10 protein-coding genes are annotated in these 15,500 nt (G+C 64.8%); 4 read left to right on the top strand and 6 right to left on the bottom strand.

What is annotated here, in order from left to right:
- Positions 1–11: 11 nt before the first annotated feature.
- Positions 12–1,739, bottom strand: a complete 1,728-nt coding sequence (gene poxB / locus HGK27_RS10180) for a ubiquinone-dependent pyruvate dehydrogenase (protein ID WP_206240420.1) — start codon at positions 1,737–1,739, stop codon at positions 12–14.
- Between the two features lie 298 nt (positions 1,740–2,037).
- Between poxB and HGK27_RS10175 the strand changes: the two genes are divergently transcribed.
- On the top strand, positions 2,038–2,664 hold the full coding sequence (locus HGK27_RS10175) for a hydrolase (RefSeq protein WP_206240419.1): 627 nt from the start codon (positions 2,038–2,040) through the stop codon (positions 2,662–2,664).
- Positions 2,665–2,881: 217 nt separating this feature from the next.
- Here the strand turns inward: HGK27_RS10175 and HGK27_RS10170 are convergent, their stop codons facing one another.
- The 5 genes from HGK27_RS10170 to dld form a co-directional block, all read right to left on the bottom strand.
- Positions 2,882–3,403, bottom strand: coding sequence for a DUF6438 domain-containing protein (locus HGK27_RS10170; RefSeq protein ID WP_241127018.1), 522 nt, complete (start codon positions 3,401–3,403; stop codon positions 2,882–2,884).
- An 841-nt stretch (positions 3,404–4,244) separates the two neighbouring features.
- Positions 4,245–5,114: an alpha/beta hydrolase fold domain-containing protein gene (locus HGK27_RS10165; protein ID WP_206240418.1), complete on the bottom strand. Its 870-nt coding sequence runs from the start codon at positions 5,112–5,114 to the stop codon at positions 4,245–4,247.
- Between the two features lie 14 nt (positions 5,115–5,128).
- Complete coding sequence (locus HGK27_RS10160; protein ID WP_206240417.1) at positions 5,129–5,665, bottom strand: helix-turn-helix domain-containing protein; 537 nt, start codon at positions 5,663–5,665, stop codon at positions 5,129–5,131.
- A 97-nt stretch (positions 5,666–5,762) separates the two neighbouring features.
- The gene (locus HGK27_RS10155) at positions 5,763–8,270 is read right to left on the bottom strand and encodes an ATP-binding protein (RefSeq protein WP_206240416.1); all 2,508 of its coding nucleotides are present in this window, start codon (positions 8,268–8,270) and stop codon (positions 5,763–5,765) included.
- A 214-nt stretch (positions 8,271–8,484) separates the two neighbouring features.
- A complete protein-coding gene (gene dld, locus HGK27_RS10150) occupies positions 8,485–10,200 on the bottom strand; it encodes a D-lactate dehydrogenase (protein ID WP_206240415.1) in 1,716 nt (571 codons plus the stop codon).
- 331 nt (positions 10,201–10,531) lie between these two features.
- Between dld and HGK27_RS10145 the strand changes: the two genes are divergently transcribed.
- The 3 genes from HGK27_RS10145 (at position 10,532) to HGK27_RS10135 (ending at position 15,478) form a co-directional block, all read left to right on the top strand.
- Entirely contained in the window at positions 10,532–13,471 is a 2,940-nt protein-coding gene (locus HGK27_RS10145) for a sensor histidine kinase (RefSeq protein ID WP_206240414.1), read from the top strand.
- Between the two features lie 213 nt (positions 13,472–13,684).
- Positions 13,685–14,560: an alpha/beta fold hydrolase gene (locus HGK27_RS10140; protein ID WP_206243023.1), complete on the top strand. Its 876-nt coding sequence runs from the start codon at positions 13,685–13,687 to the stop codon at positions 14,558–14,560.
- A 117-nt stretch (positions 14,561–14,677) separates the two neighbouring features.
- A complete protein-coding gene (locus HGK27_RS10135; protein WP_206240413.1) occupies positions 14,678–15,478 on the top strand; it encodes an alpha/beta hydrolase in 801 nt (266 codons plus the stop codon).
- The last annotated feature ends 22 nt before the right edge of the window (positions 15,479–15,500 follow it).

Below are 15,500 nucleotides of genomic sequence, written 5' to 3'. Positions count from 1 at the left end.
GTCGGCGCGGTTCAGCGCCTCAGGTTCGTGCGGGCCAGTTCGATGATCTCATCGCCGCGGCCGTTCATGATCGCCTTGAGCATGTAGAGGCTGAAGCCCTTGGCCTGTTCGAGCTTGATCGCAGGCGGCATGACCAGCTCCTGCGAGGCGGTCCTGACGTCCACGAGTGCGGGGCCGTCATGGTCGAGCATGCGGCGCAGCGCGTCTTCCAAGCCATCCGAGTCGTCGACGCGAATGCCCAGCACGCCGCAGGCCTGGGCGATGGCCGCGAAGTCGGGGTTCTTGAGCTGCACGTTGACGTCAAGGTAGCCGCCTGCCTTCTGCTCCATGGCGACGAAGCCGAGCAGGCTGTTGTCGAAGATCACCACCTTGACCGGCAGATTGAGCTGAGCGAGGCTGAGGAAGTCACCCATCGACATGGCAAAACCGCCGTCCCCGGAAAGGGAGATCACCTGGCGGTCCGGGAACGCGGCCTGCGCGCCCAGTGCCTGCGGCAGGGCATTGGCCATGGAACCGTGATTGGCCGAGAACAGCAACCGCCGCTTGCCGTTCATCTGGAGATAGCGAGCCGCCCAGACCGTGGGCGTCCCGACGTCGGCGGTGAAGATGGCATCATCGTCGGCCATGTCGCTCAGCAGGCGGGCGATATACTGCGGATGGACCGGCCTTCCAGGCTTGTCCGGCGTGGCCAGCGCGTCGAGGCCCCGGCGGGCCTCGACGTAGTGGTCGAGCGATGCTTCCAGGAAGCTCCGATCCTTATTGTGCGCAAGGCGAGGCAACAGAGCCTCGATCGTCTCGCGCACGTCACCCACCACGCCGAGGGCAAGTGAGGCGCGCTTGCCCAACTGCGCGGGATCATGGTCGACCTGGATGATCTTGGCCCGCGCCGGATAGAAGTTTCGATAGGGGAAGTCCGTCCCCAGCATCAGCAGCACGTCGCAGTTCTCCATGACGTGATAGCCGGACGAGAAGCCGATCAGTCCCGTCATGCCGACATCGAAGGGATTGTCCCATTCGACGTGCTCCTTGCCCCGCAAGGCATGAACGATCGGGGCTCCGAGGCGATCCGCCAGTGCGACGACCTGATCATGGGCGCCCTCGCATCCAGCGCCGCACAGAAGCGCCACGGTCGAGCATTCATCGAGCAGGGTCGCCAGCCGATCGATCTCCTCGGTGCGGGGAACGATGCGTGGCGCAACCAGAGCTGGAAAGGTAGCCGGCCCACCATCGGGCGCTGGAGCAAGCGCGATGTCGCCGGGGATCACGATCACCGCGACGCCCTTCTTGCCGATGGCGGCACGCATGGCGCGGTGCAGGACCTCCGGCATCTGCTTTGGATTGGTGACCAGTTCCACGAAATGGCTACATTCTCGGAAGAGCTCCTGTGGATGGGTCTCCTGGAAGTAGCCGAGCCCGATCTCGGATGACGGGATGTGCGCCGCGATCGCCAGCACCGGCACGTGATTGCGGTGACAGTCGAACAGGCCGTTGATGAGATGCAGATTGCCCGGGCCGCACGATCCGGCACAGACCGCCAGCTTGCCGGTCAGTCCGGCTTCCGCACCGGCGGCGAAGGCGGCCACTTCCTCGTGCCGAGTCATCATCCAGTCGATGGTCCCCATGCGGCGAAGGCTCTCGTTGAGGCCGTTGAGGCTGTCGCCGGTGACGCCCCAGATCCGTTCGACTCCGGCATCGGCCAGAGTGGAGGCGATTACGTCTGCGATCGTCTGTTTCGACATGCTGATAACTCCTGGGGGGCAATATGGGGGGTATGGCCAGAGCACGGATGGTCTGCCTCCGAGCCTGTCGGCACAAGGGGGAGCGGTTCGGCTGAACCCCGGCTTCGCCGCAACGGGACCGTAACGGGCAGGCAGCTCCCGTTCTTGGACGGGACGAACATGAAAACCGGCGGCCGGGCCATATTTCCCCGGCATCGTTCGGCGCCACCGGCCTGTCCAAGAAACCGTGCCAATCGACAAGAACGACGAGGGCGTGGTGGGCTAGCCGGGCGGCAGGCAAACAACCGAGGTTCACATCATGACGCCCCATACCTTGCTCACCCCCCAAGACTGCGCCCTGATCCTGGTCGACGAGCAGGCGGGCCTCGCGTTCGCCGCAGGCTCCGCGGACCGGCAGGGACTTCGCAGCAATGCCGTGGCTCTCGCCCGGATCGCTCAGGCCTTCGACATTCCGGTGATCGTCAGCACTTCGGCCTCGAAAGTCTACAGCGGCCCGCTCATGCCACCGCTGCGCCAGGTCCTTCCGGACGTGGTTCCGATCGAGCGTCGGAACATGAACCTCTGGGAAGACGAAGCCGCACGTGCAGCCGTCCTGGCGACCGGGCGCAGGACGCTCGTGATCGCCGGGCTGCTGACGGAGGCCTGCGTCAGCTTCCCGGCGCTGTCTGCCCTGGTCGAAGGCTACGAGGTTCGCGTCGTCGCCGATGCATGTGGCGGCCTCACGCCCGAGAGCCATGCGGCGGCACTCCGCCGCCTCGAGCAGGCGGGCGCCGTCATGACGTCCTGGCTCCAGCTGCTCCTCGAACTTCAGCGCGACTGGACTCGGCACGACACCTATGAGGCGGCCCGCTCGATCGTGGTCGATCACGGTGGCGGATATGGCATCGGCCTCGACTATGCGCGGGACATGATCCACCCGGCCTGAACGACGAAGTTTGTCGGTCGGGACGATCGCCGTAGCAATCGGAAGGCGATCGTCCCGGCTGGCCTCCGAATGGGAAGCGATGGTCCCGGCGTGGCATGGATTGCGTCGGGCTGTCGCAGGCCGAGAGCCGGCCTGCTTATGAATATCTGCGCCTTTCGGGCCTCAATCGCCCGGCGTGTCAGCGGCAAGGACACACTCCAGATTGTCATGACCTTTTTCAGCCGCGCGACACCCCGGGGCGCGTGAGCTGCCGTGCCCACGGCTCGATCCCAAGCTGGTCGGGCAGATCTTGCAGGACCGCATTCAATGTATCGTTTTTCGGAGAACGACAGCCCCTATCGTGCTGCAGCTTCGTCACCGTTCCATCGTTCGCGGTCCAGCTGATGTCGTAATGGGGTTGATCGGTGATCTGCTGCTCGCATGTCGTTCGGGCCACGGTCCCCTGCGAGGGGCGGAAAGGGGCCAGCGCCGCCGCAAGCGCGCTATATGACGCGGCGCCGCCCTCCCGCTGATGCTTGCCAAGGGCAGCGGTATGTCGCTCGCCTTCGAAGGAGATGGTGCCGCTGGAGCTCACCATCACCGAATAGACCGGGCAGAAGCCGAAGCAGGGACCGACCGAGATCGTGATCGCAGCCTCGGCGGGCGGAGGCGGCGCCGTGCGGGGCGCTGTCGCCGAGGTGCAGCCGGCAAGGCTCAGCACTGCTGCAGGTGCCAGAAACCAGAAAGTCTTCTGTCTCACTTTGCATATTCCCTGAGTTCGGCAGGAAGCTGATATGCCGCGCAGTATCGGTAGGAGGTCGTTGGCCCCTGCGTCTTCACGGAGAAGTTGAGGGCATCGCGCACAGTCACCACCTGCCGTTCCTCGAAACGGGGAGCGGGACCTGTGCCTGCCGAGATGCAGGATTGGCGGACGACATATGTGCTTTCCTTCCGGGACACGATCTTTGCGCTGCAGGAATGGCTGTGAGCACTGCTGATGCCCTTGCCGTCATATCGCCGGATCGCGGCATTGGCAGGCGCTTCGCAGCTCGATGACGTCGCAACGTATAGTCCCGGCTTCAGGCGGTATACTCCGCCGGGCGGAGGCGATCGGTCGACACTGGCCCACGCCGCGGTGCCTGCGGCGGCCAGGAAGGCTAGAGCCAGCACGCCATGCCTAGCAGATTTCATATCGATCTCCCTCTCAGCTTGCGGCCTAGGTTAACGAAGGGAGTCTGAACGAAGGACGACAGAAACTCGATGCTCCTATGCGGAGACGATGGGCCGACCGGATCATCATGACGCTTCGGCCCGTTTTCTCAGCTTTTCCATCGGTCGGATAAGCGGGGGCAATCGTCCGGGCCGATCAGGCGACGCTTCGCCACGGTGTAATCGTGCGGTTCCTCAGGAAGCTGGCGGAGCAAGCCAGCCAGGGGCGAACGAACGGTGCCATGTCGCTTCCGACGACAGCCCCGACCACCAGTTCGAAGACTGTCGTAGCGATGTGATGCAGCGGCGGGCGCTTGCGATCCGCCCGCTCGCGTGCATCAGGTCGCCGGCGAGGGAGAAAAGTGAGGGGAAGCGGCATGGCAGACCTCCTTTCAGCTCTCGGTCGGCAGTTCGGCTCCAAGAGCGCCGACGATGATCTGCCGTGCGTTCAGCGTGGCGCAGGCATCGACAAGGCCGGGCAGCCAGGTGAAATCATGGATCGTTCCCAGCAATCGGCTCGCCGAAACCTCCATTTCAGCTGCCATCAACCGGCGAGCGAAGGCTTCGGCGCCATCTCGAAACGGATCCATTTCCGCCGTGATCAGCACAGTCGGTGGCATCCGCTGCAGCCTCGGCCGCGCAAAACGTGCAGGCCACCCATCGGGATCGAGAAGCGGTGCGGCGATCTCCGCCTGAGCGATGGCCTCAGTCGTCGGAAGCCATTCCGTGCAATATCCGGCCGCTGGGGGATCGAGCAGAGGCGTCGCCAGCACGATGAGAATGGGACGTCGATGTCCATTGCCCCTGCGGCTGGCAAATCCCGCCGCGACCAGCGCCCCCAGACCGTCACCCGCCAGGATCAGCCGGCTGGGATCGATGCCCTGTCGCGGGCCCTGTTCCGCAAGCAGATTCAATTCCTCCTGAAGGCTGCTGTCGATCGCCTGCCAGCCAGCCTCGGGAGAAAAGGTGTGAAGCAGAACGGCGAGGCCGGCCTGATCGGCAAGCAGCTGTAGGAATTGCTCGCGGGACGGCGAAGCGATGTCCTGGAGATAGACGAGAAACGGAAGAGGCCGGCTCTTCTCTCGGGCCGGGAGCAGCAGATGAGGCTGCCTGTCCGGACTGCAATACGGCAAGGCCTCCAACGCTCCTTCCGCATAGCGGTCGAGAAACGTCTGGACCATCGGGTCAAGGGTGGGATGGCAGACGCCTGGAGTGAGGAGCCTGTCGCCAAGCGGCTCGAGCGGACGACGTGTTTCGGACATGGGGTCCATGCTCCTCAGGCGGCCAGCATGACGGATGCGGACATGTGCTGGCGGCGCCAGATCGCGGGCGAGAACCCTTTGACGCGGCGGAACAGACGGCTCAGATGCGCCTGATCGGTGAAGCCGCAGGCCGCGGCGATCGCTGCCAGCGGCTCCGCGCTGCGGATCATCATCATCGAGGCATTGTCGACGCGACGCTGCATCACGAACGCATGCGGCGTGACGCCGAAGGTGTTGCGAAAGGCGCGGCAGAAGTGGCCGCAGCTCAGGCGGACGAGGGAGGCCAGCTCGTCGTTGGTGATGGTATCCTCCATGTGGGCATCGATATGCGCGATGACCTTTCGCGCCTGCCAGGGGGCAAGGCCGCCGGTGGTCGGCATCTCGACCGGCTTGGCGGGCCGGCCCAGCAGGAGGTCGCGCACGGCGGCGATGCGGTCACGGGCGAAGGCGATGTCACGGTCGATCGCCCCGGCGGCGTCCTCGAGCATGGCGGCGAGGGCAGCGAAGGGGGCAGCGCCTTGGGGCATGGCATGGCTGGCGGGGGCGTTCATTGGTTTGCTCCTGCAGAGCCGGTCCCGATGACCGGTTCGATGGAGCCATGATGGCGCCGCCCGCCGAAGGGCGTGAGTGAAGTGTCGCGAAGAGATGTTAAGGCAAGGGCGCCAGATTTCGCGCCCACATCACCTGACCGGTATCACCGGTCGCGACCGCGAACATGTCGGACTGCATTCCGCTCGTATTGTCTTGATACGCATGGCCATTTTCCAATGCCTTGCCGTAGCCGATGACGAAGGTGTGCCAGTGATCCAGACCATGGCGGAGGGTATGGACGGCCATCGCTGCAATCCATGCGCGTGCCAGGTCAAGTTCTCCCGCCGCGATCGCAACCGGAATGCAGCCCACCGCCAGACCGTAGCAGGCCGAAAGTGCATGATCGATTTCCATCGCGTCCTGGGCGCATTCGCGCGCCATCGCCATGGCCGCTTGCAGGTCGCCACCCTCTCGGAGCCATTCCAGCCGCATCAGCAGGCTCATGGCGGCGATCTTGCCGTCGACCTGGGCGTGGTTGGCGTGATTGGCTCGCTCCGGCGCCGCGTCACCCGCAAGGACTTCATGCAGCAATTTCAGAGCGGTCGCATGATCCCCGGAGAAATGCCGGGAGAGGGCGCACATGTGGGCTCCGGTCTGGCGGTTGGCCAGAGCGCCGTCGATGCCTGTCAGAGCCACGAAGCGCTCGGCCAGTGCGATGCTTTCGACATAGTCGCCCGCCAGAATCCGGTGGGCCCACACGCCCCAGAGCGTGCGCATGACCAGAGCGTCATCGCCCATCGCCTCGGCCAGGCTCAGAGCGCGGGCAAACGCCGCCTCCATTGCGGGAACGGGGCCGCGTGTATGCCACAGGGCATGGCCATAGCTCGCGAGCAGTTCGATGCGGCGAGCGTCATCGACATGATTTCCGGAACTGCCCGATTGCTCCATCGCCTGGATCGCGGCCTCCGCCTTGTCCAGGAACTCTCTCGGGAGAGACAGGTGGAACCAGAGCGGGGCACTGGCGATGACCAGCTCGACCGCCAGGGAAGGGTCACCGTCGCGCTGGCTCGCCCACGCCAATGCGCTGCGGGCATCGTCGATAGAGCCGCTGTAGGCCGCCAGCCAGTCGCGGGGGGCTTTTCCTTCCCACGCGGTAGCACTGTTCGCGAAATGCGAGAGGAGATAGCGCGCGTGATCACCTCTCGCCGCATGATCCTCCCCGCTCTCTTCGAGCCGATCGAGGCCGTAATGGCGGGTGGTATCGAGAAGGCGAAAATGCATTCCCCGAGCGTTCGTCGCGGTGCTGACCAGGGATTTCGCGACGAGGTCTGACAGGGCATCGCGGGCTGCGGCGAGCTTCAGTCCGGCACCTGACGCCATCGTCAAGGCTGCCTCGGAATCGAAGCCGGACCGGAACAGTGCGAGCCTGTCCAGCAGGCGCTGCGCTGAAGGGGCGAGCAGGGCGTAGCTCCAGTCGAGTGCCGCCCGCAAGGTCTGGTGACGGGGAAGGGCCGTGCGGCGACCACGCGTAAGAAGACCGAAGCGGTCGTCGAGCCCCTCGGCGATCATCGCCGGATCCATCAGGTCGCTGCGGGCGGCGGCCAGCTCTATCGCCAGGGGAATGCCGTCCAGGCTCCGGCAGATCTCGATGACCGAGGTCAGGTTCCGTGTGGTGAGGTCGTAGGACGCGTTGGCCGCTCTCGCTCGCTCCACAAAGAGCGCAATCGCGGGAAAGGCCATGGCGTGTGCCACGTCGTCGGCGAACTGCTCGCGCGGCACATCGAGAGCCGCCAGCCGATGCACCCACTCGCCCTCGGCCCGAAGCGGTTCGCGGCTTGTCGTCAGCAGCGAAAGCGACGGCAGCCGGCGGAGAAGTTCCTCCGCCATGATCGCGGCGGCATCGACGACATGCTCGCAGTTGTCGAACAGAAGCAGGGTCGGTTCGCCTTCCAGCGCCAGCGAGATCGCATCGATCGGATCATGCCCTACCGCAGGAAGGCCAAGGGTGGTGGCAAGGGTGCTGGCCACTGAGGCAGGATCGTTGATCGGAGCGAAATCGACAAACCAGGTGGCGGATCGGCCGGATTGCGCCAGATGGGCCGCGACGGCCAGCGCCACGGTGGTCTTGCCGATGCCTCCCGGCCCGGCGATCGTGATGAACCGCTGGCGATCGAGTTCCTCGACGAGGCTTTCGATGGTGCTGTCGCGGCCCCAGATGGCGCCAACCCGAATGGGAAGCTGGGGAGCGGCGGAGCGTCTGGCCACAGGCTGATCGGGAAGAGCATCCTTCGGCTGCTCCAGTTCGCGCGTGACCGGCAAGGCTAGGCGGTATCCCCGACCCGCCTCGTTGACGATGACGCTGCCACCATCTCCGTCCTGCGCGAGAGCCTTGCGCAGAGCCGACAGATGCACGCGGATCGCGCTCTCATCGATCGTCTGCCCGGGCCAGACCCTGGCCAGCAGATCGTCCCGCGGGACCAGGCCGCCACCCGCTTCGGCAAGGGCAGCCAGGAGATTGAGCGCCCGTCCGCCCAGCTTGACCGGTTCGCCATCACGGCTGAGCGTCAAGTGGGGAAGAAGCAGGGAAAAACTTCCAAAGCGATAGCGGGCTACTGGCTGGTTCATGCGAACGTCGCCATCTGGGAAGACTGGCAGTTGCGATGAGCAGGAGATGCGCTGGACGTTTCAAGCACTTGTGATCTCGTCTTAATACGATCTTCGAGGATCGTGGCACATCGGTAGCGAGCCGATGGTGGCACGGCGCCATCGTCTAATCCGGTCTGCCTGTAGAGCGTGCAGATCGACTTTGCGATGGCCGTCGGGAGCTTATGGACAGCGTTCAGGCCCAGTTGGCCAATTTCGACGTCAGCCCGATACCCGGGTTGAGGCTGTTTGTCGGATCGAGCGCGCGGTAGTGCTCTTTCAGTGCTTCCTTGGCCGGATAGAGGTGGCCGACATTATGCTCGGCCGGGTATTCGGCACCACGGGTGTCGAGCAGGCGAAGCATCGCATGCTCGAAGGCGACTGGGTCCTCGCCCTTCTTAAGGAAATAGTCACGGTGGAAGACGTGACAGAAGAAGTGCCCGCAGGTGCTGATGCCTACGATCCTGCGCGCTATGTCCTCGGGCAGGTGCTCGTTCCAGTCCTGATCGTCGCGCCGCAGGGCGACATCGAGCGCGACGATGTCGGCGACCAGATCGCGATGAAGGGCCCGATACCGGATCGAGGCTCCTGCGACGGCAAAGCGATGAAGGAATGCCTTCTCGCCCTCGTCCTTGGTGCATTCGAACCATTCCCCGGTCCGGGTCGGAAAAACCTGCGACAGCAGCGTGCGGGCCTCGACGATGCCTTTCCCACCCATGCGCAGCATGAGATGGTGTTCGAAGCGCCGGTCGAAATCCCGCATCCGCTCCGGAAGATGGCGTGGCAGGAGCGCTACGGCCGCCTGCATGATGCGGTCGGAGAGATCGTGGGGGCCCCATGACAGCCGGCCGAAAAAGGCATCGAAGCGCCCCTTGAGGGCGAAGAGACGCGGCAGATGCTTGGCGCCCAGGTAACGGATGGCCAGGAAGGTGTCCTTGCCATAGCGTTCGGTCAGCCGAAACGCCGACCGATGGATGTATTCTCCCTGGATGGGCAGTTCGGCGAAGGTGGTGAGGATCGTCCGTCGCAGCGCGGTCAATTCGGCGGGATCGTTGGTCCCGACGTAGAAGTCCACGATGTCGTCCTCGCGCGGGAAGGTGTCGAGCCGCACGGCGAACACCACCACATGGCCACCGCTTCCAGCAGCCTCGTGGAGATGTCGCGGATCGTTGTTGAAGCGCGCCGGCGTATCTGCATCCACCTGACGGACATGCTGCTGATAGCCATGATCGGAACATGCCCTCGTGGCGTCGTCTTTGATGGCACCCTCGTCGAGATCGCCCGCGTCCAGGCGTGCGAGCATGGCCTCAGGTTCGTTGCCGAGCGCGACGCCCAGATGATTGACCAGTTCCACCCCGCCCTCCGGCGTGATGCGGGCATAGAGAGCCATTTCGGTGTAGGCAGGCCCGCGATGGATCAGGGCTCCGCCCGAATTGTTGCAGATGCCGCCCAGGATCGATGCGCCGATGCACGAGGATCCAATACGCGAATGGGGCTCCCGGCCGATCTTGGCGGTCAGCTCCTCGAGTTCGAACAGGCGCGAGCCGGGGAGACAGATCGCCTGGGTTCCCCTTCGGATCAGCTGGATGCCTTGCAGCCGCGTGGTGCTGATGATCACGATATCGCGGTCATAGGTGTCGCCGTCCGGGGTCGAGCCGCCCGTGAGGCCCGTGTTCGCCGCCTGCATGATGATGATGACGCCTGCCTTGGCGCAGGCGTTCACCAGCTTCCAGAGTTCCACCAGGCTTCCTGGCACGACCACCGCCAGGGCCTTGCCGGAACCGAAACGAAAGCCGGTGCGATAGCGCTCCGTCTTGCGGTCCCCGGTCAGCAGATACCGACTGCCGACAATTCCTTGAAGGTCGCGCAGCAAGGGCGCCGGGTCCGATGTGGTGGAGGCAGGGGCGTGCATGCGTAATTCCATCGCAGGAGGGGGGCAGGGGCGTTACGCGGCCAACCATGTTGGACCTGCGCTTCAGGCGATTGGCAGCCCGTGCCTTCTTTTGGTCATTCATGCTCAAAGCGAACGGGAAGCAAGGTGGCTGAGAGATTTGGCCTTTTTCGCGCTGACCGTGTCGGCCCCCTTATTTTCCCCAGCCAGTCGGACTTCCACAAGTCTGCCTGGGAGACGCGTGCTACCAAGGAAGCATTTTGTCGGCGGTCTTCCCTATGCCATAGACGCTTCCCGAACGTTGTCGCCGTTCGCGCCGGGGGGCCTGCTCTTGATACATGATAAGCCATTCATGCGTGGCTTCCATCGGATAGCCGTCTTCGCGGCCGCATGCGGCATGTTCTGCGCTCAGGCGAGTCCATTGAATGCGCAGGACGTCAGCGGCTTCCGCCACACGCACTGGTCCCCACGCGACGGCGCGCCGATCAGCATCCGAGCTATCGCGCAGACCGCCGACGGTTTCCTGTGGCTTGGGGCCAGCAGCGGTCTCTACCGGTTCGATGGCATCAGCTTCGAGCGCGTAGCCTCCCTGAAGTCCGGACGCCCTCATTCCAATCTGATCACGGCTCTGGCTGCGGGCCCGCGCGGGGAACTATGGGTCGGCTTCGATTACGGAGGGATCGCCCTCTATCGAGACGGTGCGTTGCATCCCGCCGACCGCCTGACAGCGCACGGTCGGATCGTGAGCATCGTCACTTCGCCTCGCGGCGATGTCTGGGCGCTGGCACAGAGCGCCTTCGGATCTGCCCTGCTCCATTTCGACGGCAGTCGTTGGCACGTTACCGGCGTCAAGGACGGTCTACCCGATGAGATGCTGCAGACGCTCTATCTCGATCACGGCGGTGCATTGTGGCTCGCGACCTATCCGCATCTCTACCGTATGGCGCCTGGCTCTCGAAGACTTGAGAGGCAAGGTTTCGATATCGGCATGGTGCCTTCCTTCGCCGAAGACGAGGCGGGGCGGCTCTGGGTTCACAGCCAGGCAGGCCTGCGCCAGGTCGCGGGCAAACAGAATGGCCCGGCCGCGTTTTCAGGAACCTTCGGCGGACGCACCTTCGGACAGACGGGGCTGCTCTTCGACCATCAGGGGTCGCTGTGGATCGCCGGGGGAGACGGCGGCCTGCGGATCGCCGGTGCCGCCGATCCGGGCCGCATGCATCCGGACACGCGCGCATCATCGATCGAAACCCTGTTCCGGGACCGCGAGGGAACGATCTGGGGCGGCTCGAGCGAGGGGCTCGATCGCTATGATGTGTCGGCCATTACGCCCTTTCCGGTGCCGGGGACCATCCGCAGCGGGCTTGTCCGGGCGGCGCCGGGCGGCGGTGCTTTCAACTTCGTCACGGATCAGGGCGGGTATGAGGTTTCGCAGGGACGTCTGCGGCTTCTGCACCCTGCTCGCGATCTTGAAATGGCATGTGCCGGCACCGGCAAGGTCGCATTCGTCGGTGGAAAGACGAAAGTCCTGATCGAGAATGGAAAGCTGCGCACTCTTCCTTTCGCCTCCAGTCAGTATCCGGTGCAGGGCTGCGGGATCGACGGCCAGGGGGCTTACTGGGAAACGACACCCCCTCTGGGCGTCTTCCGGTGGGACGGAAGCCGTCTCGACATGCAGCCCGGTCTTGCAGGCGGGCAGCAGCTCGTTCCACTCAAGCCGGATGGCATGATCTCGCTGCGTCCTCTCGGTGACGTCCTGCTGGTTTCCGGCGGCGCGGCGAAAGTGATCTGGAAAGCCAGCGACATCTCGATTGGCTTCATCAAGCTGGTGAAGCAGGACGGCCCTTTCATCTATTTCGGCGGCGATGGCGGGTTCGCCCGATATGACGGCAAGCGCATCGTGGTTCTTTCGTCAGGAGATTATCCCTGGCTGCAGAACGTCACGGGCCTGGTGCGGCAAGGGGCCGACAGCTGGCTGATCGGCGACCAGGGCATCATGCGCCTGCCCACGGCCGAGCTTGAGCGGGCATTCGACCGTCCGGGAGACACGGTCGAGCCGCAGGCGGTCGGCGCGGGGGAAGGGGTCGTCTCGCGGCTGCTTGCCTATATCGCCTCGGACGCCGTGACGGACGGCTCCGGCCAGCTCTGGTTCAACACAAACCAGGGGCTGGTGCGGATCGATCCCTCTAGGCGAATGAAGCCCGGCCTTCCGCCTCCGGTCAGCATCACGCAGGTGAGCGTGGATGGACGTATCCAGCCTCCGGGCGATCTGCAGGTTCCCAAGGGCGTCAGCCGTGTCGAGATCCGTTACGCCGCCCTGAGTCTCATCGATCCGCGCAACAACCGCTACCGCTATCACCTCGACGGGGCGGACGAAGGATGGGTCGAGGCCGGGCACGGGAGAACGGCGGCCTATGTCAATCTGGCGCCGGGGAGCTACCACTTCCAGGTCGCGGCGGCGGGTGTCGACGGCGTCTGGAACACGACCGGGGCAGGCCTGGATTTCACGGTCCCTCCGTTCTTCTGGCAGACGTGGTGGTTCCGCGTGCTGCTGGGGCTGGGGCTGTGCGGACTGCTTTTCTACGCCGTGCTCTGGCATTCGAGGGGTGAGGTGCGGCGGGCCCGTCTCGGTTTCGAAGCCCGAACAGTCGAGCGCGAGCGGATCGCCCGCGAGTTGCACGACACGCTCCTGCAGGGCTTCCATGGCCTGATGATGCGCTTTCAGGCCGTGGCCCTGAAGGTCCAGGCGGGATCGGAAGCCCATACGATGATCGAGTCAGCCCTCGTGCGCGGCGACGACGTGCTCGTGAAGGCCCGCGATCGCGTGCGCGACCTGCGATCGTCGGCGGGGGCTGCCGATTTGAGCAGTCGGCTCGAGACTCTCGCATCGAGCTATCGCGATCAGGGCTTTGTCGTGAAGGTCACGAGCTTGGGGTCTCCGCCGGATCTCGAGATGGAGTGCATCGAGGAAGCAATCGCCATCGTGGAAGAGGCCCTGGCCAACGTCGAGAGGCACGCCAGCGCTCGGACCATCGCCGTGGAGACGACATTCAACCGTCGACGGATGTCCATCACCGTCACGGACGATGGTATCGGCATGGCTGAAGAAACGATAAGGGCGCTGCGCCGCGAGGGCCATTACGGGCTGGTCGGGATGCAGGAGAGGGCCGCGAAGCTGCGCGGGACGCTGTCGGTCGAGCGGATCGCACCGCATGGAACTAGGGTCGCGCTCACCGTCCCGGTTCTCGCCAGAGCTGGGAAAAGATGGATGTGGCCCTTCCGCTTCGGCTCTTAAAGCCGCGATGCGACAACACGTGCGTTTCGTGCCAATCATCATCGGCTTCGACAATCGCGGAGACGCCCGAAGGTCCACATCGCCTCCTGTAGGAACAAGGAGGCGATCATGCTCAATTCTGATGACAACGGCGACCAGTTCGCCGATTTCTCCCGGCGGAGCCTTCTGGCCGGAGCCGGCATGGCGGTGGGTGCCGCCAGCATGGTCGGTGCCATGCCGCAGGTCGCATCCGCCGCACCGGTCGAATCGTCCTCGGGTCCCGGTGGCGAAGGCTATGTGACCGTCGCCGACGGGGCGAGGCTCTACTACAAGGACTGGGGGCACGGTCAGCCGATCTTCTTCCACCATGGCTGGCCTCTGAGCGCGGATGACTGGGACGGGCAGATGCTCTATTTCCTGGCCAAGGGATACCGCGTGATCGCCATGGACCGTCGCGGTCACGGGCGTTCCTCGCAGACCGCGACCGGAAACGACATGGACACCTACGCGGCCGACGTCGATGCGGTGGTCAAGAAGCTGGACCTGCGCGATGCGATCCACATCGGTCACTCGACGGGCGGGGGCGAAGTCGCGCGCTATGTCGCCCGCTACGGTGAGGGCCGCGTCGCGAAGGCCGTGCTGGTCGCGTCCGTGCCGCCGATCATGGTGCAGACCCCTGCCAATCCCGGCGGCCTGCCGCTTTCGGTGTTCGACGGCTTCCGGGCCCAGCTGGCGGCGAACCGCGCCGACTTCTACTGGCAGGTGCCGATCCCGTTCTACGGCTTCAACCGTCCGGGCAAGCCGGTCATCGAGGGCGTGCGCCAGAACTGGTGGCGGCAGGGCATGATGGGCGGCGCGAAGGCGCATTACGACTGCATCAAGGCCTTCTCGGAGACCGAACAGACCGCCGATCTCAAGGCGATGAAGGTTCCCACGCTCATCCTGCAGGGCGACGACGACCAGATCGTGCCCTTCAAGGACGCCTCGCTGCTGCAGGCCAAGCTCGTGCCGAACAACCGCCTCAAGATCTACCCCGGCCTCTCGCATGGCATGCTCACGATCAACGGCGATGTCCTCAATCCGGATATTCTCTCCTTCATCAAGGGCTGATCCTCGGCCTGCGGCGCGATGGCCGCAGGGCTGCATTCCTTCGATTCCGGTCGCTCCCCCCGGTTCCGTCCGGCGTGGCGGCCGCCCCTCTTCCGCAATTCAGAAAGATCACAGACCATGACCTCCACCCGCCTTCCCCTTGCCCTCGCGTTGGCAGCTCTCCCCTTGGCAGCCGCAGTGCCCAGCTCGGCGATCGCGCAGACTGCGACTGCCGAGGCCGCTGCGTCCACACCCACCGTCGTCCTGGTGCACGGCGCCTGGGCCGACGGTTCGAGCTGGTCCAAGGTCATTCCCCTGCTGCAGGCCAAGGGCATCCGCGTCCTGGGCGTGCAGAACCCGCTGACCTCTCTGCATGACGACGTCGAGGCGACGAAGCGCGTTCTGGCAGACGCGACGGGACCGGTCGTTCTGGTCGGTCACAGCTGGGCGGGCACGGTCATCACGGAAGCGGGCACCGACCCCAAGGTGAAGGCGCTGGTCTATGTCGCCGCCTTCGCGAACAAGGAAGGCCAGACCGGCGGGGATCTGGTCGGCGCCTATGCCAAGACACCGGCGCTCGGCACGATCTGGGACGACGGGCACGGCTTCCTTCGCCAGACCGAGCAGGGGATGATCGACAACTTCGCGCCCGATCTGACGCGTGAGGAAGCGCGCACCCTGTTCGTCACCCAGGGGCCGCTGGCCGCCAGCACCTTCGGCGACAAGGTCACCGTGCCTGCATGGCGGACGGTTCCGTCCTGGTATGTCGTCTCCGCGAACGATCGGGTCATCAATCCGCAGATGGAACGTGATCTGGCGGCGCAGATGAAGGCCAAGACCACGGTCCTGCAGTCGGGCCACGTCTCGCTGCTGTCTCATCCGCGCGAAGTCGCGGCGGTGATCGAGGAGGCGGTCGCAGCGGTCGCTGCCCGCAAGTGAGGGCCTCTATCCTGCTTGCCGC

The sequence above is a fragment of the Novosphingobium terrae genome (assembly GCF_017163935.1).
Classification (GTDB): domain Bacteria; phylum Pseudomonadota; class Alphaproteobacteria; order Sphingomonadales; family Sphingomonadaceae; genus Novosphingobium; species Novosphingobium terrae.
Note: the sequence above shows the minus strand (reverse complement) of the source record. Positions and strands in the feature narration are given on the sequence as shown.